Annotated in this window: 20 protein-coding genes; 18 read left to right on the top strand and 2 right to left on the bottom strand. The window is 71.2% G+C overall.

Annotated features, from left to right (window positions below):
• The first annotated feature begins 46 nt into the window (after positions 1–46).
• The 14 genes from SCAB_RS05695 to SCAB_RS05630 all read left to right on the top strand — a co-directional run bounded on the left by SCAB_RS05695 (position 47) and on the right by SCAB_RS05630 (position 15437).
• A complete protein-coding gene (locus SCAB_RS05695; RefSeq protein WP_012999097.1) occupies positions 47–1321 on the top strand; it encodes an MFS transporter in 1275 nt (424 codons plus the stop codon).
• Between the two features lie 434 nt (positions 1322–1755).
• A complete protein-coding gene (locus SCAB_RS05690) occupies positions 1756–2583 on the top strand; it encodes an isocitrate lyase/PEP mutase family protein (protein ID WP_012999096.1) in 828 nt (275 codons plus the stop codon).
• A 147-nt stretch (positions 2584–2730) separates the two neighbouring features.
• The gene (locus tag SCAB_RS05685) at positions 2731–4107 is read left to right on the top strand and encodes a helix-turn-helix domain-containing protein (RefSeq protein WP_037726973.1); all 1377 of its coding nucleotides are present in this window, start codon (positions 2731–2733) and stop codon (positions 4105–4107) included.
• 169 nt (positions 4108–4276) lie between these two features.
• Complete coding sequence (locus tag SCAB_RS05680; protein WP_012999094.1) at positions 4277–5557, top strand: SidA/IucD/PvdA family monooxygenase; 1281 nt, start codon at positions 4277–4279, stop codon at positions 5555–5557.
• Positions 5557–5928, top strand: a complete 372-nt coding sequence (locus tag SCAB_RS05675) for a cupin domain-containing protein (protein WP_012999093.1) — start codon at positions 5557–5559, stop codon at positions 5926–5928. The genes SCAB_RS05680 and SCAB_RS05675 overlap by 1 nt, the downstream gene beginning before the upstream one ends.
• Complete coding sequence (locus tag SCAB_RS05670) at positions 5925–7463, top strand: class I tRNA ligase family protein (RefSeq protein ID WP_012999092.1); 1539 nt, start codon at positions 5925–5927, stop codon at positions 7461–7463. Before SCAB_RS05675 ends, SCAB_RS05670 begins: the two co-directional genes overlap by 4 nt.
• Before the next feature lies 1 nt (position 7464).
• A complete protein-coding gene (locus SCAB_RS05665; protein WP_012999091.1) occupies positions 7465–8538 on the top strand; it encodes an FAD-dependent oxidoreductase in 1074 nt (357 codons plus the stop codon).
• Complete coding sequence (locus SCAB_RS05660) at positions 8535–9833, top strand: ATP-grasp domain-containing protein (protein WP_037726970.1); 1299 nt, start codon at positions 8535–8537, stop codon at positions 9831–9833. The genes SCAB_RS05665 and SCAB_RS05660 overlap by 4 nt, the downstream gene beginning before the upstream one ends.
• Entirely contained in the window at positions 9830–10174 is a 345-nt protein-coding gene (locus SCAB_RS05655) for a hypothetical protein (RefSeq protein WP_012999089.1), read from the top strand. Before SCAB_RS05660 ends, SCAB_RS05655 begins: the two co-directional genes overlap by 4 nt.
• Positions 10171–11526: an FAD-binding oxidoreductase gene (locus SCAB_RS05650; protein ID WP_012999088.1), complete on the top strand. Its 1356-nt coding sequence runs from the start codon at positions 10171–10173 to the stop codon at positions 11524–11526. The genes SCAB_RS05655 and SCAB_RS05650 overlap by 4 nt, the downstream gene beginning before the upstream one ends.
• Before the next feature lie 19 nt (positions 11527–11545).
• Positions 11546–12052, top strand: a complete 507-nt coding sequence (locus SCAB_RS05645) for a flavin reductase family protein (protein WP_012999087.1) — start codon at positions 11546–11548, stop codon at positions 12050–12052.
• A 1-nt stretch (position 12053) separates the two neighbouring features.
• Positions 12054–13241, top strand: a complete 1188-nt coding sequence (locus SCAB_RS05640) for an acyl-CoA dehydrogenase family protein (RefSeq protein WP_012999086.1) — start codon at positions 12054–12056, stop codon at positions 13239–13241.
• 55 nt (positions 13242–13296) lie between these two features.
• Entirely contained in the window at positions 13297–14139 is an 843-nt protein-coding gene (gene ddaH, locus SCAB_RS05635) for a dimethylargininase (RefSeq protein WP_012999085.1), read from the top strand.
• Positions 14140–14192: 53 nt separating this feature from the next.
• Positions 14193–15437: an ATP-grasp domain-containing protein gene (locus SCAB_RS05630; protein ID WP_012999084.1), complete on the top strand. Its 1245-nt coding sequence runs from the start codon at positions 14193–14195 to the stop codon at positions 15435–15437.
• A gap of 83 nt (positions 15438–15520) precedes the next feature.
• Here the strand turns inward: SCAB_RS05630 and SCAB_RS05625 are convergent, their stop codons facing one another.
• On the bottom strand, positions 15521–17173 hold the full coding sequence (locus SCAB_RS05625; RefSeq protein ID WP_012999083.1) for a purine-cytosine permease family protein: 1653 nt from the start codon (positions 17171–17173) through the stop codon (positions 15521–15523).
• Positions 17174–17401: 228 nt separating this feature from the next.
• Between SCAB_RS05625 and panD the strand changes: the two genes are divergently transcribed.
• The 3 genes from panD (at position 17402) to SCAB_RS05610 (ending at position 18531) form a co-directional block, all read left to right on the top strand.
• Entirely contained in the window at positions 17402–17821 is a 420-nt protein-coding gene (gene panD / locus SCAB_RS05620) for an aspartate 1-decarboxylase (protein ID WP_012999082.1), read from the top strand.
• A gap of 51 nt (positions 17822–17872) precedes the next feature.
• Positions 17873–18217 carry a GNAT family N-acetyltransferase gene (locus SCAB_RS05615; protein ID WP_037726967.1) on the top strand — a complete coding sequence of 115 codons (345 nt, stop codon included), beginning with the start codon at positions 17873–17875 and terminating at the stop codon, positions 18215–18217.
• Positions 18218–18333: 116 nt separating this feature from the next.
• Positions 18334–18531: a hypothetical protein gene (locus SCAB_RS05610; RefSeq protein WP_012999080.1), complete on the top strand. Its 198-nt coding sequence runs from the start codon at positions 18334–18336 to the stop codon at positions 18529–18531.
• A 114-nt stretch (positions 18532–18645) separates the two neighbouring features.
• On the opposite strand, the gene gndA is transcribed toward SCAB_RS05610, so the two are convergent.
• On the bottom strand, positions 18646–20085 hold the full coding sequence (gene gndA / locus SCAB_RS05605; protein WP_012999079.1) for an NADP-dependent phosphogluconate dehydrogenase: 1440 nt from the start codon (positions 20083–20085) through the stop codon (positions 18646–18648).
• Between the two features lie 336 nt (positions 20086–20421).
• Between gndA and SCAB_RS05600 the strand changes: the two genes are divergently transcribed.
• Complete coding sequence (locus SCAB_RS05600) at positions 20422–21537, top strand: transglycosylase family protein (RefSeq protein ID WP_012999078.1); 1116 nt, start codon at positions 20422–20424, stop codon at positions 21535–21537.
• Positions 21538–21553: the final 16 nt, after the last annotated feature.

Raw genomic sequence — 21553 nt, 5'->3', positions numbered from 1 at the left:
TCGCGCTCGGCTTTCCGGGCCGTCGGGCATCCACCACGCTGGACGAATGATTCGTCACAAGTTCATGTGGCCGTGGATGATCGCGGCCATCGGATTCGTCGCGCTGGTCGCGGCGGCTGGGTTCCGGGCGACCCCCGGTGCCCTGGTGGAGCCGCTGCATCGCGAGTTCGGATGGTCCAACGGGACCATCGGTTTCGCCATGTCCGTCAACCTCGCCCTCTACGGCGTCACCGCGCCGTTCGCCGCCGCGCTGATGGAACGCTTCGGCGTGCGCAAGGTGACCGCGGGCGCCATGTCGCTGATCGCCCTGGGCAGCGGCCTGACCATCTTCATGACCGCGTCCTGGCAGCTGGTGATGCTCTGGGGCGTCATGGTCGGCCTGGGCGCCGGCGCCATCTCCCTGGGCTTCGTCGCCACGATCGGCACGCGCTGGTTCGTCAAGCAGCAGGGCCTGGTCACCGGCCTGCTCTCGGCGGGCGGCGCCACCGGCTCCCTGGTGTTCCTGCCGCTGGTGGCGAAGCTCTCCGAGGCGCCCGGCGGCTGGCGGACCGCGGCGATCGTGGTGGCCGTGGTGGCCTTCGCCACGGTGCCGCTCGTGCTGATCTTCTTCCGTGAGCACCCCGCCGACGTCGGGATCCCGCCGTACGGCGCGGACGAGATCGTCCCCACGCCGCCGCCCGTCAACAACGCGGCACGGCTCGCCCTCGACGGTCTCAAGAGCGCCGCCCGCACCAAGCCGTTCTGGTTCCTCGCCCTGGCGTTCGCCATCTGCGGCGCCACCAGCAACGGGCTGGTCAACACCCACTTCATCCCCGCCGCCCACGACCACGGCATGCCGACGGTCACCGCCGCGGGGCTGCTCGCCCTGATCGGCATCTTCGACCTCATCGGCACGGTCCTGTCCGGCTGGCTCAGCGACCGCTACGACTCGCGGATCCTGCTGCTCGCCTACTACGCGCTGCGCGGGGTGTCGCTGCTGATCCTGCCGCAGCTGTTCAGCGCAGAGGTCACCGGCTTCATGCTGGTGTTCGTCATCTTCTACGGACTCGACTTCATCGCCACCGTGCCGCCGACCGTCGCCCTGTGCCGTGAGTACTTCGGCATGTCCGCGCCGATCGTGTTCGGCTGGATCTTCGCCGCCCACCAGCTCGGTGCCGCCTTCGCCGCCACCGCGGCCGGCCTCACCCGCGACGGCTTCGGCAGCTACGCGCCCGCGTGGTACGTCGCCGGTGCCCTCAGCATCGGCGCGGCGATCATGTCCGTGACGATGAAGCGTCCGGTGACCGACAAGACGCTGCTGCGGGAGCCCGCGGCCGTGTGACGTCCGCGATCCGAACCGCCGCACACGTCCGTCCCCCTCCCGTCCGGCCGGCCACTTCCGTTCAGTCCCCTCCGAAACGGCCTTGCCGGCCCCGTCCCCCGCACCCGGTTCTCCTCTCCACCCGGTCCTCGTCGTCCGGTCCGCGTCATCCGTCCTTCCGACCCGTCCTTCCGACCCGTCCGTCCGCCCGTCCTTGCGACCCGTCCCTTCCGATCCGGAGGTGGCGCCCCCGCCGTGCTCCATGGAGGCGCCACCTCGGTTCGTGGGCCGGTCGCGGACCTGGTCGCATCGACCGGCCGAGGGATCCCTCCCCGCAAGTCCCCGGGCGCGCGGCTCTCAGGTCCAGACCTGACGGAGTCCCCCGGAATCCGTCGACCGTAATTCCCTTTCAGGGAAGCATGTTCATTAGATCCTCTTTTGTGAAAGGTGCCGTCATGGCGAACAACCAGCAGGTCAAGGCCGTCCTCTTCCGCGAACTGCACGACAAGGGCGTCCTGGTGCTGCCCAACGCCTGGGACGCCGGCAGCGCGGCGCTCATCGCCCAGGGCGGCGCCAAGGCCGTCGCCACCACCAGCGGTGGTGTGTCCTGGTCGGCGGGCAAGCCCGACCAGCAGGCCCTCACCCGGGACGAGATGACGGCCCTGGTGCGCCGCATCGTCGACGCCGTGGACGTCCCGGTGACCGCCGACATCGAGGGCGGGTACGGGCCCGCGCCCGAGGACGTCGCGGAGACCGTCACCGTCATGATCGGGGCGGGCGTCGTCGGCGTGAACCTCGAAGACTCCAAGCCCAACGGCGAGCTGTTCACGGCCGAGGAGCAGGCGGCCAGGATCCGCGCCGCGCGACAGGCCGCGGAGCGCGCCGGGCTGCCCGAGCTGGTGATCAACCTGCGCACCGACGTCTTCCTCTTCGGGATCGGCGCGCCCGAGGGCCGGCCGGCCGACGTCCTGGCCCGTGCCACGGCCTGCGCCGAGGCGGGGGCGGACGTCCTGTTCGTGCCGGGACTGCTCGACCTCGCGGTGATCGCCGAGCTGGTGAAGGGCCAGCCGCTGCCGGTCAACGTGATGGCCGGTCCGGGTGCGCCGACGGTGTCCGAGTTCGAGGCGGTCGGCGTCCGCCGGGTCAGCGTCGGCACCGCCATCGCCCAGGCCGCCTACACGGTGGCCCACCGGGCCGCCGCCGAGATGGTCGGCAAGGGCACGTACGACGTGCAGGCCGACGCGCTCGACTTCGGCGCGGTGAACAGCAGCTTCAGTCGCTGAGCGGCGCGGGAGACACCTCGCGGCCCGTCAGACGTACCCGCGCACGGGGGCGCGGGTCGGTCGGTGACACCGGACTGGTCCGCCCCTCGCGCTTTCCAGAGGTATACGAGCCCATCCAGTACGTATACGAGAGATCAGGGGATGGAAATGGGGAGACCGGAGAAACCGGTGGACGCCTCGGGGGGAGCGGTCGCGGACTTCGCCGGCCGCCTGCGCAAACTGCGGATCGAGGCCGGCAGCCCGACGTACCGGGACATGGCCAAGGCCGCCATGTACTCGGCCTCGGTCCTGTCCAGCGCGGCGAACGGGCACCGGCTGCCCACGCTGCAGGTCGCCCTGGCCTACGTGGCCGCCTGCGGGGGTGACCGGGAGGAGTGGCGCCGGCGCTGGCTGGCGGCGGCCGGCAGCGGGGTACCGGTGACACCGCCGCGCCCGGCCGCGCAGCCGCGGGAAGCGGAGCCGGAGGCGACACCCCCGCAGCCGCAGGGTGCCACGCCGTCGCTGCCGAAGCCGTTCCAACTGCCGCCCCGCCCGCAGGGGTTGGTGGGCCGGGCCGAGGAACTGGCCCGGCTCGCCGCCGCCCCCGCCGGCCCCGTCGTCATCAGCGGCCCGATCGGCGTGGGCAAGAGCGAACTGGCCCTGCACCACGCGCACCACCTGGCCCCCGGCATGGTGGACGGCCAGCTCCACGCCGTCGTCGGACCGGTGCCCGAGGGAGGGTACGACGTGTCCTCGCTGATCGGCGCGTTCCTCACGGCCCTCGGGGTGCCCGCCGAGCGCATACCGGCGACGGTGGACCAGCGGGCCGGGCTCTACCGCTCGCTGCTCGTCCAGCGCCGGGTGCTCGTGCTGCTGGAGGACGTGTACTGCGAGCGGCAGGTCCGCCCGCTGCTGGTCGACTCGCCCACCAGTACCACCCTCGTGGTGAGCCGCTCCTCGCTGCTCGGCCTGCGCGACGTCCGGCGGGTCCGGCTGGAGCCGCTGCCGCGGGCCGACTCCGTCGCCCTGATCGCCCGGGGCCTGCCGGAGCGCGCCCAGGCCGACCCGGCGAGCGCCGACCGGCTGGCCGACCTCTGCGGCGATCTGCCGCTGGCGCTGGACATCGCCACCCGCAAGCTGCTCGCCCGCCCCGAGCTGTCGCTGCGCCAGGCCGTGGGCCGGCTCGACCGCCCGGAGGCGCTGCTGGACTGGCTGAGCGTCGGTGACCTCTCCATGCGCGAGATCCTCAACTCGGCGCACGTCCAGCTCGGCGACCCGGCCTCCGATCTGCTCGACCGGCTCGTGCACCTGGACCGGCCGGAGCTTCACGGCGACGAATCAATCCTCGCCGGAGCCGATCAATTGATCGACGAGTTGGTCGAGGCAGGCATGCTCCGGACCACCGAACGGTTCGGCGCGTACCGGCTCGACCCCCTGGCGCGGGCCTTCGTCGCCGACCGCGATCCGGCCCACAACCTGCTGCCTCGCCGTTCGGTGCCGTTCCCCCGCATGCGGCCGAGGGCGGGAGTCCGGCAGCTGACCTGACCCTCCGATCAACTCCGGTCCCACGCTCGTTGATTGTCCGCTCCGGACAAGCCTGTCGATCAACAGCCCGCCTCGCTGTACTCGTCCTATCGAACGGACCCGAACACCACTTCGGACCGTTCACCTGCTCGCTCGAACGAGCGGTAGGACGAGTCACGAGAGGCTGAGCATGACTAACCATGAGGTCGAGGTCCTGGCGATCGGCGCCGGCCCCTCCAACCTGGCCCTGGCGGTGGCGATCGAGGAGTCCGGCGCCACCGGACTGGCCTCCGACACGCTGATACTGGAGCAGCACCACGACGTGGTGTGGCAGCGCAACCTGCTGCTCCCGTTCGCCCGCAGCCAGGTCTCCTTCGTCAAGGACCTGGTGACCCTGCGCAACCCGCAGAGCCGGTTCTCCTTCCTCTCCTTCCTGCACGCCAAGGGACGGCTCGACGAGTTCGTCAACCTCGGCACCTTCAACCCCTTCCGCCGGGAGATCTCCGAGTACCTGCAGTGGGTGGCCAACTCCCTGGACCACGTGGGAGTCCGCTACAACTCCCGGGCGCAGAGCGTCGCCCCGCGCAAGGCCGACGACGGCACCGTGGTCGGCTGGCGCGTCACCCTGACCGACGGCGACACCGTGGACGCCCGCGACCTGGTGGTCGGCACCGGCCGCGACGCCAACATCCCCGCGGAGTTCGCCGGCCTGCCGCACGACCGGCTGATCCACAGCACCCAGTACTCCACCCGTATCGCCCAGTACCCGATCGACCGCCCGGTACGGGTGGTGGTGATCGGTGCCGCGCAGAGCGCCGCCGAGATGTTCGTCGCCGTCCACCAGGACCTGCCGCTCAGTCAGCCGACCCTGGTGCACCGCTCGATCGGCCTGATGAACTACCAGACCAGCAAGTTCGTCAACGAGCTGTTCTTCCCGTCCTTCATCGACGAGTTCCACGGCAGCTCCCCGGACGCCCGCAAGCAGATCCTGGACGAGGTCCACCTCACCAACTACGCGGGTCTCGCGGCGCCGTTCCTCGACGAGATGTACATGAAGCTCTACGAGCAGAAGCTGACGGGCTCGCAGCGCTCCGCCGTCCGGTCCATGACCGAGGTGATCGCGGCCCGCGAGGAGGACGGCGAGGTCGTCCTCGAACTGCGCGACCGCAGGACCGGCCTCGTCGAGATCCTCCGCTGCGACCTGGTCCTGCTCGGCACCGGCTACGACCAGCGCATGCCCGCGATGGTGCGCAGCCTGGCCGGCCAGGTGGGCGTCGACCACGTCGAGGTGAACCGCCGCTACCGCGTCGACCTCGGCGAGGCCCGAGCCGGTCTCTATCTGCAGGGCTTCAACGAGCGCACCCACGGCATCTCCGACTCGCTGCTGAGCGTGCTCGCCCAGCGCTCCCACGAGATCACCACGGATCTGCTCGACCGCCGCAGCGTCGGCGCGACGACCGGGGCCCGCTGATGGAGATCCGACGACTGGACCGCGCCAACCTGACCCCCGCCTACGGCATCGAGGGCGAACGCCTGCAGCCCTGGGACGCGCTCAACGCCCCCTTCGAGGGTGCCTGGTGCGTGGTCCGGGCCGGGGGCGAGTCCACTCCGCACAGCCATCACGAGTACGAGATCTTCATCGCGCTGAGCGGCCGTGCCGCCCTGGTGGTGGACGGCGCCGAGCGCGAGTTCGCCGCCGGGGACATCGTCCACCTGCCGCCGGGCTGCGACCACAGGGTGGTCAACGACTCGGCCGAGGACTTCGAGTACTACGGGATCTGGTGGGACACCGACATGTCGGAAACCTTCCTGACCCGCCATCAGAAGGAGAGCACAGCATGAGCAAGCGCGTGGCGGTGATCTCACCCGCCCCGACCGCCAACGGCGACCTCCACCTCGGCCATCTGGCCGGTCCGTTCCTGGCCGCCGACGTCTTCACCCGTTACCAGCGGGCCGTGGGCCGGGACACCGTCTTCGGCACCGGCGCCCAGGACACCTCCACCTTCGTGGTCACCACGGCCCGCCGGCTGGGCACCACCCCCGAGGCCCTGGTCGCCGACTCCACCGCCAGGATCGAGTCCACGCTCGCCGCGATGGGCATCGCGGTCGACGGTTTCACCCGGGACGAGGAACGCTTCACCAAGCAGGTGCTGCGGTTCGTCAGCCGGCTGCACGACGAGGGAAAGCTGGTCCTGCGGCCCACTCTGTTCCCCTACGCGCCGAGCACCGGCCAGTACCTGGTCGACGGCTTCGTCAAGGGCGGCTGCCCCAACTGCCTGGCCGAGGGCTGCGCCGGGCTCTGCGAGAGCTGCGGCCACCCGCTGGCCGCCGCCGACCTGATCGACGCCCGCTCCGCCGAGAACCCCGAGGAGGTCCTGGAATGGCATGAGATCCCGGTCCTGGTGCTGCCGCTGGAGGAGTACCGGGGCCGGCTCAGGGAGTACTTCGCCACCACCGGCGCCGCGCTGCGGCCGCACATGGCCCAGGCCGTCGAGGAGATGCTGTCCCGTCCGCTGCCGGACTTCCCCCTCACCTACCCGATCTCCTGGGGCATCCCGGCGCCCTTCCCGGAGGTCGCCGGACAGAGCGTCAACCCCAACGCCGAGACGATGGCCTGGTCCATCTACACCACCGGGCTCTCCGCCGAGGCACGCGGCGAGGTGCTCGTCGAGGACGACCAGCTGTGGTGGCCGGAGTCCGACACCGAGGTCGTCTACTTCCTCGGCTTCGACAACACCTTCCCGTTCGCCATCGCCGGCGCGGCCATGCTGCTCGCCCTGCACGACCGGTACGCCCTGCCCGCCGGCTTCGTCACCAACGAGTTCTACGAACTGGAGCACCAGAAGTTCTCCACCAGCCGGGGCCACCTCGTCTGGGGGCAGGAGCTCGCGGACAGACTGCCGCGGGACATCGGCCGCTACCACCTGGCCGCCACCAGCCCCGAGAACCAGCGCACCAACTTCGGCTGGTCGGCCCTGGCCGCCGTCACCGGGGCCCGGCTGGTCGAGCCGTGGAACCGGGTGGCCGCCAAGGCCGAACGCTGGGCCGGACGGACCCTGCCGGTCTCCGCCGCCTCCCGCGAGGCCGCCGCCCGGATCACCGCACGGTTCGCCGCCGCCTACGAACTCGACACCTTCAGCCTCGGCAGGGCGGCGGAGACGCTGGCCGAACAGCTGGGCCGACTGGACCGCTGGGAGGTCGACGACGCCCAGGCCGGCGACTTCTACCACCAGGTGCAAACCGTGCTGCGGGGCGCCGCCCCCATCCTGATCGACCTCGCCGAACGCGCCGGCGTCGGCACTCGCCTGACGTACGACGACCCGACGACCGAGATCACCGTGGGGCAGCTGCCGCGGCTGGACGGCGAGGCGATGTGAGATGGCCACCGACAGACGACGTGTAGTGGTGGTGGGCGCCGGGGTGACCGGACTGCTCTCGGCGGTGCGCTGCGCGCTGGCCGGACACCATGTCACGGTCCTCGACCGGGACGCCATCCCGAACCCCGGCTCCACCTCCTTCGACCAGCACCGAGCCGTCCGCGCCCTCGACCTGACCGACCGCGCCGCCTCCCGGCGGGTCGCGGTGGCACACCGCCGCTGGATGGCGCTGGAGGCCCTGACCGGATCCAAGTTCTACCGCCGGGTGGGCATGATCACCGCCTGGGCCGCCGACGAGGTGGACGAGGTGATGGCCGCCGCGGCCGCCGCCGACCTGCCCGTCAGCGTGGTCGACCCGGAGTCCGTGCCCCACGTCCGCTTCCCCGAGAACACCGTCGGGGTGCTGGAACGCCACGGCGGCGTCCTGCTCGCCGACCACGCGCTGCAGGTGCTCGTCCGCTGGCTGAACGAGCAGCCGAACGTGACCCTCCGCCCCTGGCAGCAGGTCAAGGCGGTGGATCCGGAGACCGGCCGGGTGTACCTGCCCGACGCCGAGTTCCTGGACTCCGACCTCACCCTGATCGCCACCGGCCCCTGGTCCAAGGACCTGGTCGACCTGCCGATGGTGCTGCACCGCCAGACCCTGGTCTACCTCAAGCCGCCGGAGCAGCTGGCGTCGGCCTGGGAGAACACCCCCGGGATCGGCCGGATCGGCACCTCGGGCCTGGCCTGGCTGCTGCCGCCCGGCGACGGGACGCTGCTCAAGGTCAGCTCCGCCTCGGTCTGCCGGGAGGCGGACGCGGTCACCACCGGCTCCTCGGTGGAGGAGCGCCGGTGGGCCGAACAGGTCCTGGCCGAACGGTTCCTGACCGACCCCGACCGCTACAGCGTGATCGCGGTCAAGCGCTGCCACTACCTGGTGGACGCCGAGACCGGAGCCGCCCACCTGGTCAAGATCGGCCCGAACACCTGGGCGAGGACGGCCAGCGGCGGAGACGGCTTCCGTACCGCCCCGCTGGTCGCCGAACGGATTCTCGAAGCACTCACCACTGACTTCCGGGAGGAGACGATATGAGCGCCGAAGACCGTGTGCTGCTGGTGATCGGCAGCGGGCTCAAGGTCTACCGCGAGTACCTGATCGAGTCCGCCGCCCGCCGGGCGGCCGAACTGGACCTCAAACTGGTCCTGGTCAACAACCTCAAGCCCACTTGGCAGACGGCCTACTTCGACGAGATCACCGTGGCCAACGTGTTCGACCACGACGAACTCCGCGCCGCCGCCAGGGAGATCGCGAGCCGCCGTACGGTGGTCGGACTGTTCTGCTACGACGAGCCGCTGGTGATGCCGGCCGCCGAACTCGCCGCCGAGTTCGGGCTCCCGGGCCTCGGACTGGCCGGTGTGCAGGGCTGCCGCGACAAGCACCGGACCCGGTCGATGCTGACCGCGGCCGGACTGCCCCAGCCCGGCTTCGAGCTGACCGACACCCTGGAGCAGGCCCGCGAGGTGGCCGCCCGGATCGGCTACCCGGTGGTCGTCAAACCACGGGCGCTGGGCGCCTCGATGGGCGTCGTCCTCGCCGAGGACGAGACCCAGCTGGACCGCGCCTACCTGGTCGCCTCCAACGCCAGCCTGGTCGGCGACGAGCCCTTCCGGGGCGGCGCGATCGTCGAGGGCTATGCCCGGGGCCCCGAGATCAGCATCGACGGAGTTGTCCACCAGGGCGAGTACCGGGCGATGTTCGTGGCCCGCAAGGAGACCGGGCACTACCCGTACTTCGAGGAGGTGGGCCATGTCGTGGACGCGGCCGACCCGCTGCTGCGGGACCCGGAACTGCTCGACGTCCTGACCAAGGCGCACGAGGTGCTCGGCGTCGAGAACGGGATCACCCACACCGAGGTCAAGCTCACCTCGTACGGCCCGGTGATCATCGAGATCAACGGCCGGCTCGGCGGCGACCTGATCCCCTTCCTCGGCCGGATCGCCACCGGGATCGACACCGGGGAGGTGCTGGTGGACGCGGCGGCGGGACTCCGTCCGGACACCGCCTTCACCCGCCACGAGGTCGCCGGCATCCGCTTCGGCTACCCGGCCGAGGACTCCACCATCCACGCGGTGCGGGTGCCGTCCGGACTGCCGGGCCTGATCACCGCCTCCCCGATGGTCGAACCGGGCACCGAACTGCGGCTCCCGCCCGGCGGATACCTCTCCCGGCACTCCTTCGTGGTCTGCTCCGGCGAGGACACCGGGATCTGCCGTGAGCGCCTCGGCGCGGCCGTCGCGGCCGTCGAGCTGGACGCGGACCCGCTGGAGCGCAAGGACGTCGCCGCACGGCTGGAGATGCCGGCCGGGCTGCTGGACGCGGACGTATGAGCATCGACTACAACGGGCGCCAGTTCCGCAAACTGGCCGCGGCGGACGGGGTGACGGCCCAGTACCACCAGAAGGACGACCTGGTGTGGGCGGACTTCGCCGGAGGCCTGGTGCGCCGGGGGAGCGTCAACGGGATCTGCGAGCCGGACGGCACCCTCCGCCTCGCCTACACGATGGTGCTGGACGGCGGCGAGGTCATCGCCGGAAGCACCGTCAACACCCCCGAACAGGACATCGAGTTCGGTCTGCTGCTCCGCGAGGAGTGGAAGCGGTACACACCGCGCTCCGAGGCCGGCGTCTCGTACCTGACGGAAGTCACGGAACCGGAGGAAGCGGGATGACCGACTGGCAGGGCCTGCGCGAGCGGGTCGACGGAACGGTGCGGCTGCCGGGGGAGCCGGGCTTCGACGAGAACAGCAGCGCCTTCAACAAGCGCTACGCGGACATCCGTCCGGCCGGGGTCCTCTCGGTGGCCAGTGTCGCCGACGTCACCCGGGGCATCACCTGGGCCCGGGAGCAGGGGCTGCCCGTGGTGGCCCGCGGCGGCGGCCACAGCTATGCCGGCCAGGCCGCCACCCCGGGACTCGTGCTCGACCTGCACGGGCTCAACACCATCACGGTGGACCGCGAGCGGGAACTGGTCACGGTCGGCGGCGGCGCCCGCTCCGGCGAGCTGTACGCCGAACTCCAGCGCCACGACCTGGCGGTGCCGCTCGGCAACTCCGACGAGGTCGGCATCGGCGGCCTCACCCTCGGCGGCGGCGTGGCCGCGGTCTCCCGGGCCTTCGGCCTGACCTGCGACTCCCTGGTGGAGACCGAGATCGTCCTCGCCGACGGCACGCTCGTCGTCTGCGACGAGACCCGCCACCCCGACCTGTTCTGGGCCTGCAAGGGCGGTGGCGGCGGCAACTTCGGGATCAACGTCTCCTTCACCTTCCAGGCCCGTCCGACGGTCGACAGCTCCACCTGTCTCGTGCTCTGGCCGATGGACGACGCCGAGGCGGTCCTGCCGGTGATGCAGCGCATCATGCGGGACGCGCCCGACCGGTTCGCCGCCCGGATCGGGGTCAACCGGGCCGGGGACGACGACGGGGTCGTCTCGGTGATCGGCCAGCACCTCGGCCCGGCCTCGGAACTGCGCGCGCTGCTGGCGCCCGCGCTGGAGACCGGCTCGCCGTCCACCGTGGAGATCGAGGACCGCGGCTACTGGGAGGCCAAGGACTACCTGCGCCACGAGACCTCGGGCGACCCCTTCGCGGTCCGCACCCGCACGGTCGGCGAGCCGCTCACCGAGGCCGGCGTGGACACCATGCTCACCGCCCTGCGCAAGTGGCCCGGCAGCGGCAACCCGGACGGGGCCGGTATCGCCCTGTTCACCTGGGGCGGCGCCATCAACCGGGTCCCCGTCACCGAGACCGCCTTCCCCCACCGGGACGTGCTCTTCCTGGTCTCCATGGACACCTCCTGGTCCACCGACGACCCCGGCGAGGTGCGCCGGGCCAACCTCGACTGGCTGACCGAGCTGCACGCCGCGATGGGCGCCCACGCCCGGGACGCCTCCTACGTCAACTTCGCCGACCCCGACCTGTCCGGGGCCCAGGCCGCCTACTTCGGCCCCAACCTGCCCCGGCTCCGCGAGATCAAGCGCCGCTACGACCCCGAGCGGGTCTTCACCTTCGCCCAGGCCGTCTAGTTTTCGAGGAGAAGCCGTCATGTCACCCGATCTGCGCGGCACGATGCGCAACTTCGCCACCGGAGTCTGCGTCGCCACGACCTACACGGACCGCGGGGGCGTTCGCCGCCACGACGCCGTGACCCTCAACTCCCTGACCTCCGTCTCGCTCGACCCGCCCCTGGTCTCCATGTCGCTGCACCGCGACTCCCAGTTCCTGTGCGATCTGCTGGAGACCAAGAAGTGGGCCGTCTCCATCCTGGACAGCGACGCCGAGCCGCTGGCCCGGCGCCTGGCCAAGGGCCGCGACGCCCGCGCCGAGGCCGTCGCCGAACTGGAGGCCAACCCCGGCCCCGCCACCGGCGCCCTGATGCTGGACGCGCAGACCAGCCTGGAGTGCGTGCTCTGGGACACCTTCGACCTCGGCGACCACACGATGCTGATCGGCGAGGTGGTCTCCACCGGCGTCCGCGACCAGCAGCCTCCCCTGCTCTTCCTGCACGGCAACTTCCACCAGCTCGCGACCGCCACCGGCAAGGAGTCCTGACATGACGCACACCCGGGCGATCCCCAACACCGCCGCCGAGATCCTCGCCGCCTCCCGGGCCCTGGCCCCGAAGCTGCGCGAGCGGGCGGTCGAGATCGAGCAGAACCGCCGTCTCCCCGCCGACGTGGTCGAACTGATCCGCTCCACCGGCGCGTTCCGGATGGGCTTCAGCAAGGCATGGGGCGGCCCGGAGCTGACCTCCGTCGAGCAGACCGAGGTGGTCGAGGCCCTGGCCTACGGCGACTCCTCGGCCGGCTGGGCCGTGATGATCGGGATGGACTCCGGCCTCTACGCCTCCTTCCTCGACGAGACGGTCGCCAAGGAGATGTTCCCCCGCCTGGACATGACCACCGCCGGCCTGCTCTTCCCCACCGGCCGGGCCGAACGCGTCGACGGCGGCTACCGGCTGACCGGCAAGTGGCAGTTCGGCAGCGGCATCACCCACGCCGACTGGGTGATCTCCGGCGCCTTCATCTACGAGGACGGCGAACCGTACCTGGTCGACGGGGCGCACGACTCCATCCTGCTGATGGTGCCGCAGTCCGACGTCGAGATCATCGACACCTGGAACACCACCGGCCTCGCGGGCAGCGGCAGTTGCGACTACGCGATCCACGACGTCTTCGTCCCCGAGGGCCGCACGCTCACCTTCGGCACGGTCCGCAACGGCGAGGGTCCGCTGGCCCAGCCCGAGGTGCACATGCGGAACATGCCCGGCGTCCCGCTCGGCGTCGCCCGGGCCGCGCTGGACTGGGTCCGCGAGCAGGTGGTGGCCAAGTCCCCGCCCGGCGGCGGTGGCTGGGCCGACAACTGGCGCATCCAGGTCGGACTGGCCGAGTGCGAGGCCGACTTCAACGCCACCCGCGCCGCGGTCTACGGCGCGATGGAACGCCAGTGGGAGGTGCTGGCCGCCGGCGGCACCCTCGACGACCTCACCCCCGACGAGCGCGCCGCACTGCCCCTGTCCCGGGTGCACGCCTTCCGCTCCGCCCGCTCCATCGTGATGCGCCTGTACGACCTGATGCAGACCGCCTCCATCTACAAGCCCAGCCCGCTCGACCGCTGGCTGCGCGACACCATGACGATGTGCCAGCACGTGGTGGCCCAGGACAAGATCCTGCAGTCCGCCGGCGCGCACCTCCTGGGCGCCAGGCCCGCCTTCCCCCTCAGCCTCGGCATCACCGGCTGACCGCGCACCGGCGCCCGTACACACCACATCCCCACTTCGAAGGGACACCCCTGCCATGACCGAACTCCTCGCACCCGCACTGGAACTGACCGAGCGTCGGGCCCGCACCCGGGACTACGTGATGTGCCGCCCCGAGCACTTCGAGGTCACCTACAGCATCAACCCGTGGATGAACCCCGAGAAGCCCACCGACAAGGCGCTGGCCCTCGCCCAGTGGGAGGACCTGCGCGCCCTGTACGTCGAACTCGGCCACCGGGTCCGCACGATCGACGCCGCCCCCGGCCTGCCCGACATGGTGTTCGCCGCCAACGGCGCCCTCGTTGTCGACGGCAAGGCGCTGATCTCCAGGTTCCGCCACCCCGAGCGCCAGGCGGAGGCCGGGTTCTGGGCCGACTGGTTCCGGGGCCGGGGCTATACGGAAGTGGTCCAGGCCGCCTTCACCAGCGAGGGCGAGGGCGACTACGTGACGACGGCACGGGCCGTCCTGGCCGGCAACGGCTTCCGCTCCGACCCCCGCTCCCAGGACGAGGCCCGGCAGCTGTTCGGCCGCCCGGTGATCAGCCTGAAACTCGTCGATCCGCGCTTCTACCACCTGGACACCGCCCTGGCCGCCCTCGGCGACGACGAGATCGTGTACTACCCCGGTGCCTTCGACGCCGAGAGCGTGCGGGTGCTGGAGAGCCTGTTCCCGAAGGCCGTGATCGCCGACGAGGAGGACGCCCTGCTCTTCGGACTCAACCTCGTCTCCGACGGCCTCAACGCCATCCTCCCCGAGCCGGCCACCGGCCTCGCCGCCAAGCTCCGCGCCCACGGCTTCCGCACCCACCACGTGGACCTGTCCGAGCTGCTCAAGGCGGGCGGCAGCGTCAAGTGCTGCACGCTCGAACTGCGCCACTGACCCCCGACCCGCGCCCCCGACCCCGGCCCCCGCCACGGCACTGGAGAAGCATCATGACCGAGCAGCAGCCCTGGATCATCGTCGGATTCGTCAACATCCTCCCCTACATCAAGGAGTTCGCCCCCCACTCCGTGATCGTCATCGACGAACCGGACGTGATCCGCAAGCAGGACGTCAAGCAGGCCCTCGAGGGCGCCGAGATACTCCGCGAGCTGATCGAGTGGGAGTACCAGCTCCCCGCCGCCGCGGACGAGTTCTACAACACCTACCCCGACCTCGCCCCGGCCGTCGTGGCCCCGTTGGTCGAGTACGCCACGCCGTTCGCGGCCCGGCTGGCCGAACGCTACGGCCTGCCCGGTGCGGGCGCCGGAGCGGCCGCCATCATGCGGGACAAGTCGCTGCTGCGCCGGGTCACCCGGGCCGCGGGCGTCCCCAACCCGGCCTCCCGGGAGGTCTCCTCCCCGGACGAGGTACGGGAGTTCGCCGCCACCCACCCCGGATCGATGGTCCTCAAGCCCGCCAACCGGCAGGCGTCCGTCGGCACCAAGGTGCTGCACTCGCTGGACGACCTGGACGCGGCCTGGGAGGAGTGCACCAGCCAGGACGAGGGCGACCGGGTGCCGGACCGGGAGCGCGAACTGCGGATGATCATCGAGCAGTACGTCCGCGGCGCGGAGTACAGCGTCGAACTGCTGGTCCGCGAGGGCGAGACGCTGTTCTCCAACGTCACCGGCAAGCTGCTGTTCCCCGGCCCGCGCCCCGTCGAGCTGGGCCACACGGTGCCGGCCGCCGGCCTCCCCGACGATCTGAACGACCTGATGGTGTCCCAGACCGAGGACGTGCTGCGCGCGGTCGGGTTCGGCAGCGGCATGGTGCACTGCGAGTGGATCGTCAGCGACGGCCGCCCGTACCTGGTGGAGTGCGCCGGCCGGTTCCCCGGCGACGGCATCCCGATGCTGATCGAGGAGGCGTACCGGATCGACCTGGCGGGTGCCTTCTACACCGTCATGCGGGGCCTGCGTCCGGAGCCGCTGCCGCGCGAGGCGGCGGGCGGCGCCGCGGTCCGCTTCATGGAGGCGGCACCCGGCGAGGTGGTGTCGGTCGACGGCGCCGAGGACGCGGGCCGGCGCCCGGACGTCCTCTCGCTCTCCCTTCACCTGAAGCCCGGGGACACCGTGCGGGAACTGCAGAGCTCCTGGGACCGCGTGGGCTCGGTGATGACCAGGGGAGCCACGTCGGCGGACGCCCTGCGCACGGCCCAGGAGACGGTCGACGCGATCCGGATCACCACCGTCTGATCCCACCCGCACCACGCATGCCGATGCGACCGGGGGCCCGACCGGGCCCCCGCTTCGCGCGTTCCCCCCTCGTGGAAAGCTGCTCAGGCGGTCGCCGGCAGGACGTGGTCGCCCACCTTGTCGGTGCTCAGGCAGAGCGAGCAGACGACGGCGTCATGGGTCCGGCAGGCGGTCAGGTCGGGGCGCTCGTACGGCTGACGGCACACATGGCAGTCGAGGATCACCCCGCTCGGGTTGCCGTCGGCGTCGAGCATCGGCTCGGCGATGCCGTCGTCGGTGCGGCGCAGGTAGTACTTGCCCCGGGTGGCGATCGCCATCAGCGGGGTGAGCACGAAGGCGATCAGGGCGGCGGCGACGGGGGAGTACGGCTGGAGGGTGTCGCCCAGGGCGTGGAAGTACAGGGCGATGGACAGCCCGGACGCGACGACGAACGCGACGACACCGACCGGGTTGACGGCGTAGAGCATGCCGCGGCGGAACTCGGGGGCGTGCGGGGAGAGTTTCAGCAGGTACTTGTTGACGCCGATGTCGGTGGCGACCGTGACGACCCAGGCGATGGCGCAGTTGGAGTAGAAGCCCAGGATGCTGTTGAGGAAGCTGAACATGTCGGCCTCCATCAGGGCGAGCGCGAAGCCGAGGTTGACCAGGACGAAGACCATGCGGCCCGGGTACCGCCCGGTGACGCGGGTGAAGGAGTTCGTCCAGGCCAGCGAACCGGAGTACGCGTTCGTCACGTTGATCTTGATCTGGCTGATCACGACGAGGGCGACGGCCAGCGGCAGGACCGTCCAGGACGGCAGCATCGCGTCGAACGCGCCCTTGAACTGCTGGATCGGCTCGGTGGCGACGGCCGGCCCGACCTCGGCGAGGACGTACACGGCGAGAAAGACGCCGATGGCCTGCTTCAGTGCCCCGAGCACCACCCAGCCGGGCCCGGCCATGACCACGGCCGTCCACCAACTGCGCTTGTTCGCCTCGGTCTTGGGCGGCATGAAGCGCAGATAGTCGATCTGCTCGCCGATCTGCGCGATGAGGGAGAGGCAGACGCCCGCGCCGAGGAGTACGGAAGCGGTGCTGACGGCGCCGTCGCCGTCGGTCCCGGCGTAGGCGAGGAACCGGTCGACGGTGCCCGGGTCGTTCGACACCAGGTACACCAGCGGGGCGACCATCAGCAGCAGCCAGATCGGGGTGGTCCACACCTGCAGCTTGCTCAGCGCCTTCATGCCGTAGACGACGAGCGGGATCACCATCAGCGTGGACACCAGGTAGCCCAGCCATAGCGGCATTCCGAGGCCCAGCTTCAGGCCCTGGGCCATGATCGAGCCTTCGAGGGCGAAGAAGATGAACGTGAAGCTGGCGAAGATGACACTCGTGAGGACCGAGCCGTAGTAACCGAAGCCGGAACCGCGGGTGATCAGGTCCAGGTCGATGTTGTAGCGGGCGCCGTAGTACGCCAGCGGGAACCCGGTCACGAAGATGACGACGGCGGCGACGGCGATCGCCACGAGCGCGTTGCCGGTGCCGTGCGCGAAGGCGATGCCGGCCCCGATCGAGAAGTCGGCCATGTACGCGATGCCGCCGAGTGCCGTGGTCGCCACGACCATCGGGGTCCAGCGGCGGTAACTGCGGGGCGCGAAACGGAGGGTGTAGTCCTCCAGGGTCTCCTTGACCGCCTGATCGGTGTCCGGCGCCGGTCCGGGTTCGGTGGCCTCTGCAAGTCGCGGCTCGGTGCTCATGCCATGCCTCCTTGTCGCGGGGTGGGGGACTGCGGTGGGGGCCTCATCCGGAGGAACCGTAGGAAGCGGTCGTTAACCTCGAATACTTCCTGGATGAAGGAACTGTTTCGGAAGCCTCTCGGGGCGGGGCCGAAGTGCGCCTCGGCCCCCGGCAGGGCGCCGATGTACAGTGAACGACGCCCTTGACCTGCACGAAGCAGGCAGGGAGCCGTCCCTTAGGAGTCCGAAGTGCTGCGAACCTTGATGAAATCCAAGATCCACCGAGCCACCGTCACCCAGGCCGACCTGCACTACGTCGGGTCCGTGACCGTCGACGCCGACCTGCTCGACGCCGCCGACCTGCTGCCCGGCGAGCTGGTGCACATCGTCGACGTCACCAACGGTGCCCGGCTGGAGACGTACGTCATCGAGGGTGAGCGCGGGTCGGGGGTGGTCGGGATCAACGGGGCCGCGGCCCATCTCGTCCATCCCGGGGACCTGGTGATCATCATCAGTTACGCTCAGGTCTCCGACGCCGAGGCCCGCGCACTGGAGCCCAGGGTCGTGCACGTCGACCGCGGCAACCGGATCGTGGCCCTGGGCTCGGACGCCGCCGAGCCGGTGCCGGGTTCGGACCAGCGGCGCAATCCGAAGGCCGTCACCGTCTGAGCCGTGCGGCGGCCGCCCGGCGTCCCCGATCATCCGTACGCGAGGAGTGCCATGAGCGACGCAGAGATCCGTGACGACCGGGCGGCCGGCCGCCTCGAAGCCTTCGCCGGTGACGAACTGGCCGGTCACATCCAGTACTTCGTCCTCGAAGCCCCGCGCCGCGCGCTCGTCCCGGTCCACACCATCGTCGAGCCCGCGCACGAGGGGAAGGGCGTCGCGGGCTCGCTGGCCCGGGAGCTGTACGGCATCGCGGCCCGCGAGGGCGTCGTCGTCGCACCGCTGTGCCCGTACGTCGTGAAGTGGGCCGAACGCCACCCCGAGGAGGCCCCCGCCGCCGATCCGGAGCTGCTGCGGGCGGCGAAGGACTGGCTGATCGCCCACCCCGAGGGCTTCTGAGGGCGGGCGGCGGGAGAGGTCACGGCGGCTCGGCCGGCCGGGTGACTGCCCGTGCGGGTGCCGGGTACCCGTGGCAGTGGTCCTAGGACCGACGTACCCCATGGCTGGAGGACGCGATGACGTACCCCGACCGGGACCCCGTGCACCCGGACCCCGTCCCGGGCCCCGACCGCCCGGAACCCCTTCCGCAGCCCCCGTTCCCCGACCCCGTCCCCACCCCGGACCCCCGCCCCGTCCCCACGCCGGACCCGATCCCGCAGCCCCCGGGCCCGGAGCCGGTGCCGGGGGAGCCCGGGCCGGGACCGCTGTCCTGAGAGCGGACGAGAACGCGGTGCGGCCCGCCGTGGAGGAGCTCCACGGCGGGCCGCACCGGCATGATCAGGGGCGCGACCGGCGGGCCGTGGCCCGCGGCCGCCCCCTCGGACGTTCTAGGCCTCGACCTCGGACCGGCCCTGCCCCCACAGCGTGTGGAACGACCCCTCCCGGTCCACCCGCCGGTAGGTGTGCGCGCCGAAGAAGTCCCGCTGGCCCTGGGTGAGCGCGGCGGGCAGCCGCTCGGCACGCAGCGCGTCGTAGTACGCCAGCGCCGCCGCGAACCCGGGCGTCGGCACACCCTGACGCGTGGCCGCCACCAGCACTTCGCGCCAGTCGTCCTGCGCCGCCGCGATCTCCTGGGCGAACGCGTCGTCGGAGAGCAGGCTCGGCAGGTCGGGACGGGCGTCGTACGCGGCCCGGATGCGGTCGAGGAAGGCCGCGCGGATGATGCAGCCGCCCCGCCAGATCGACGCCACCCTGCCGAGGTCGATGTTCCAGTCGTACTCGTCGCGGGCCGCGTCGATCTCGTGGAAGCCCTGGGTGTACGACACGATCTTGGAGGCGTACAGCGCCTGCTCGACGCGGTCGGCGAAGGCGCCCGCCTCGGCCGCGCTGAGCGGCGTGGCCTTGGGGCCGGCCAGCGAGCGGGAGGCGTCGCGCAGCGCGGCGTGACCCGACAGGGAGCGGGCGAAGACGGCCTCGGCGATGCCGGAGACCGGGACCCCGAGGTCCAGCGCGATCTGGACGGTCCAGCGGCCGGTGCCCTTCTGCTCCGCCTGGTCGACGACCACGTCCACGAACGGCTTGCCGGTGTCCGCGTCCACGTGCGCGAGCACCTCGGCCGTGATCTCGATCAGGTACGAGTCGAGCCGGCCGGTGTTCCAGGTGCGGAAGATCTCCGCGATCTGCGCGGGGCTGTATCCGGCCACATCGCGCAGCAGCTGGTACGCCTCGCCGATCAGCTGCATGTCGGCGTACTCGATGCCGTTGTGGACCATCTTCACGAAGTGCCCGGCGCCGTCCGGCCCCACGTGCGTGACGCACGGCGCGCCGTCGGCGGCCTTCGCGGAGATCTTCTCCAGCATCGGGCCGAGGGAGTCGTAGGACTCCACCGGGCCGCCCGGCATGATGCTCGGGCCGTTGAGCGCGCCCTCCTCGCCGCCGGAGATGCCCGCGCCGACGAAGTGGATGCCCTGCTCGCGCAGCGCGGCCTCACGGCGGCGGGTGTCGGCGAAGTGCGCGTTGCCACCGTCGATGATCATGTCGCCGGGCTCCAGGAGCGGCGCGAACTCCTCGATCACCGCGTCCGTCGGCCCGCCCGCCTTCACCATGACGACCAGACGCCGCGGGCGCTCCAGCGCCTGGACGAAGTCCTTGGCGGTCTCGGCCGCGATGAAGTCGCCCTCGTGCCCGTGCTCCTCGATCAGCGCGTGGGTCTTCGCCGCGGAGCGGTTGTGGACGGCGACCGTGTAGCCGTTGCGGGCGAAGTTGCGGGCGAGGTTGCTCCCCATGACCGCGAGGCCGGTGACGCCGATCTGGGCTGAAGTGCTCATACGGTTGGCTCCTATGGATCCTGATATCGGTGGTGCCGTTCCTGCCCGCCAGTATTGTCCGTCCGGCCATCCTGACGTGCACCGGCCCCGTCCGCGCTGCGCGGTCTGCCGGGATTGAGTACGCAGGAAGGGCCCTGCCTGCCTCAATGGGGAGCGCAACCGGGTCGTTTGTGCGCCGCCCGTGTTCACTCGCGCGCCGGACGCGGGCACTTACGCGCCGGAGCAGGGCGCATACCCGCCACGCGCGGGACCAGAGCGGCTGAATTTTCGTCTTGTCCTGGCCGGTTCGGGGCCCTTACTTTTGCGGCTCATGGCATATGCGAGGGGGGCTTCTCCATGGCCGCAAGCGGCCGGCACCGCCGGTACCAGCCGAACAGGATCAACCGCGCCTCACTCACCGTCACGGCGGGCGGCGCCGGGATGGCGCTCCCGCTGATCGGCACCGGGGCCGCGGAGGCGGCCGATGTCGAGACCTGGGACAAGGTCGCGGCCTGCGAGTCCACCAACGACTGGAACATCAACAGCGGGAACGGGTACTACGGCGGACTCCAGTTCAGCCAGTCCACCTGGGAGGCATTCGGGGGCACGGCCTACGCCGCCCGCGCGGACCTCGCCACCAAGGAACAGCAGATCGCGATCGCCGAGAAGGTCCTCGACGGGCAGGGCCCGGACGCCTGGCCGGTGTGCTCGGGCCGCGCGGGCCTCACGATCGGCGACGTGAAACCCCAGACCACGCCCCAGTCGCAGGCGGGCAAGGTCGAGATGTACACGGTCGTGCGGGGTGACACCCTCTCCGGGATCGCCGACGCCGAGGACGTGCGCGGCGGCTGGCGCAGGCTCTACGAGAACAACCGCAGGACCATCGGCTCCGACCCGGACGTGATCATCCCCGGCCAGCGGCTGAGTCTGCACGCGGCCGGCCGGAAGGAGGAGTCGAAGAAGGAACGGAAGCCGGAGAAGAGGCAGGAGAGCAGGCAGGAGAAGAAGCCGGTCCACAAGGAGCACAAGGGCGGCAAGCAGCAGACGTCCGAGAAGCGGCAGCAGTCCGCCTCCCTCGTCGCGCCGGTCGGCGCCTCCCTCGGCACGCCCTACCGCGCCTCGGGTTCCTCCTGGTCGAAGGGGTACCACACGGGTGTCGACTTCCCCGTGTCGACGGGCAGCTCCGTGAAGTCCGTGGCCGCGGGGCAGGTCGTCTCCGCGGGCTGGGGCGGGTCCTTCGGCTACGAGGTGGTCATCCGGCACGCCGACGGCCGCTACACGCAGTACGCCCATCTCTCGGCCATCTCCGTCAAGGCCGGACAGGGCGTGAGCACGGGCCAGCGCATCGGGCGCTCCGGCTCCACCGGCAACAGCTCGGGCCCGCATCTGCACTTCGAGGTGCGGACGGGGCCCGGCTTCGGCAGCGACATCGACCCGATCGCCTATCTGCGGGCCGGCGGAGTCCGGATCTGACGCACCGCACGGCGTG

The organism is Streptomyces scabiei 87.22 (assembly GCF_000091305.1).
GTDB lineage: Bacteria > Actinomycetota > Actinomycetes > Streptomycetales > Streptomycetaceae > Streptomyces > Streptomyces scabiei.
This window is presented reverse-complemented; position numbering and strand designations above follow the sequence as displayed.

Excerpts from the sequence above, each read along its gene's own strand:
- SCAB_RS05695 (WP_012999097.1), top strand. The coding sequence starts at position 47 with ATGATTCGTCACAAGTTCATGTGGCCGTGGATGATCGCGGCCATCGGA.
- SCAB_RS05690 (WP_012999096.1), top strand. The coding sequence starts at position 1,756 with ATGGCGAACAACCAGCAGGTCAAGGCCGTCCTCTTCCGCGAACTGCAC.
- SCAB_RS05685 (WP_037726973.1), top strand. The coding sequence starts at position 2,731 with ATGGGGAGACCGGAGAAACCGGTGGACGCCTCGGGGGGAGCGGTCGCG.
- SCAB_RS05680 (WP_012999094.1), top strand. The coding sequence starts at position 4,277 with ATGACTAACCATGAGGTCGAGGTCCTGGCGATCGGCGCCGGCCCCTCC.
- SCAB_RS05675 (WP_012999093.1), top strand. The coding sequence starts at position 5,557 with ATGGAGATCCGACGACTGGACCGCGCCAACCTGACCCCCGCCTACGGC.
- SCAB_RS05670 (WP_012999092.1), top strand. The coding sequence starts at position 5,925 with ATGAGCAAGCGCGTGGCGGTGATCTCACCCGCCCCGACCGCCAACGGC.
- SCAB_RS05665 (WP_012999091.1), top strand. The coding sequence starts at position 7,465 with ATGGCCACCGACAGACGACGTGTAGTGGTGGTGGGCGCCGGGGTGACC.
- SCAB_RS05660 (WP_037726970.1), top strand. The coding sequence starts at position 8,535 with ATGAGCGCCGAAGACCGTGTGCTGCTGGTGATCGGCAGCGGGCTCAAG.
- SCAB_RS05655 (WP_012999089.1), top strand. The coding sequence starts at position 9,830 with ATGAGCATCGACTACAACGGGCGCCAGTTCCGCAAACTGGCCGCGGCG.
- SCAB_RS05650 (WP_012999088.1), top strand. The coding sequence starts at position 10,171 with ATGACCGACTGGCAGGGCCTGCGCGAGCGGGTCGACGGAACGGTGCGG.
- SCAB_RS05645 (WP_012999087.1), top strand. The coding sequence starts at position 11,546 with ATGTCACCCGATCTGCGCGGCACGATGCGCAACTTCGCCACCGGAGTC.
- SCAB_RS05640 (WP_012999086.1), top strand. The coding sequence starts at position 12,054 with ATGACGCACACCCGGGCGATCCCCAACACCGCCGCCGAGATCCTCGCC.
- ddaH (WP_012999085.1), top strand. The coding sequence starts at position 13,297 with ATGACCGAACTCCTCGCACCCGCACTGGAACTGACCGAGCGTCGGGCC.
- SCAB_RS05630 (WP_012999084.1), top strand. The coding sequence starts at position 14,193 with ATGACCGAGCAGCAGCCCTGGATCATCGTCGGATTCGTCAACATCCTC.
- SCAB_RS05625 (WP_012999083.1), bottom strand. The coding sequence starts at position 17,173 with ATGAGCACCGAGCCGCGACTTGCAGAGGCCACCGAACCCGGACCGGCG.
- SCAB_RS05615 (WP_037726967.1), top strand. The coding sequence starts at position 17,873 with ATGAGCGACGCAGAGATCCGTGACGACCGGGCGGCCGGCCGCCTCGAA.
- SCAB_RS05610 (WP_012999080.1), top strand. The coding sequence starts at position 18,334 with ATGACGTACCCCGACCGGGACCCCGTGCACCCGGACCCCGTCCCGGGC.
- gndA (WP_012999079.1), bottom strand. The coding sequence starts at position 20,085 with ATGAGCACTTCAGCCCAGATCGGCGTCACCGGCCTCGCGGTCATGGGG.
- SCAB_RS05600 (WP_012999078.1), top strand. The coding sequence starts at position 20,422 with ATGGCCGCAAGCGGCCGGCACCGCCGGTACCAGCCGAACAGGATCAAC.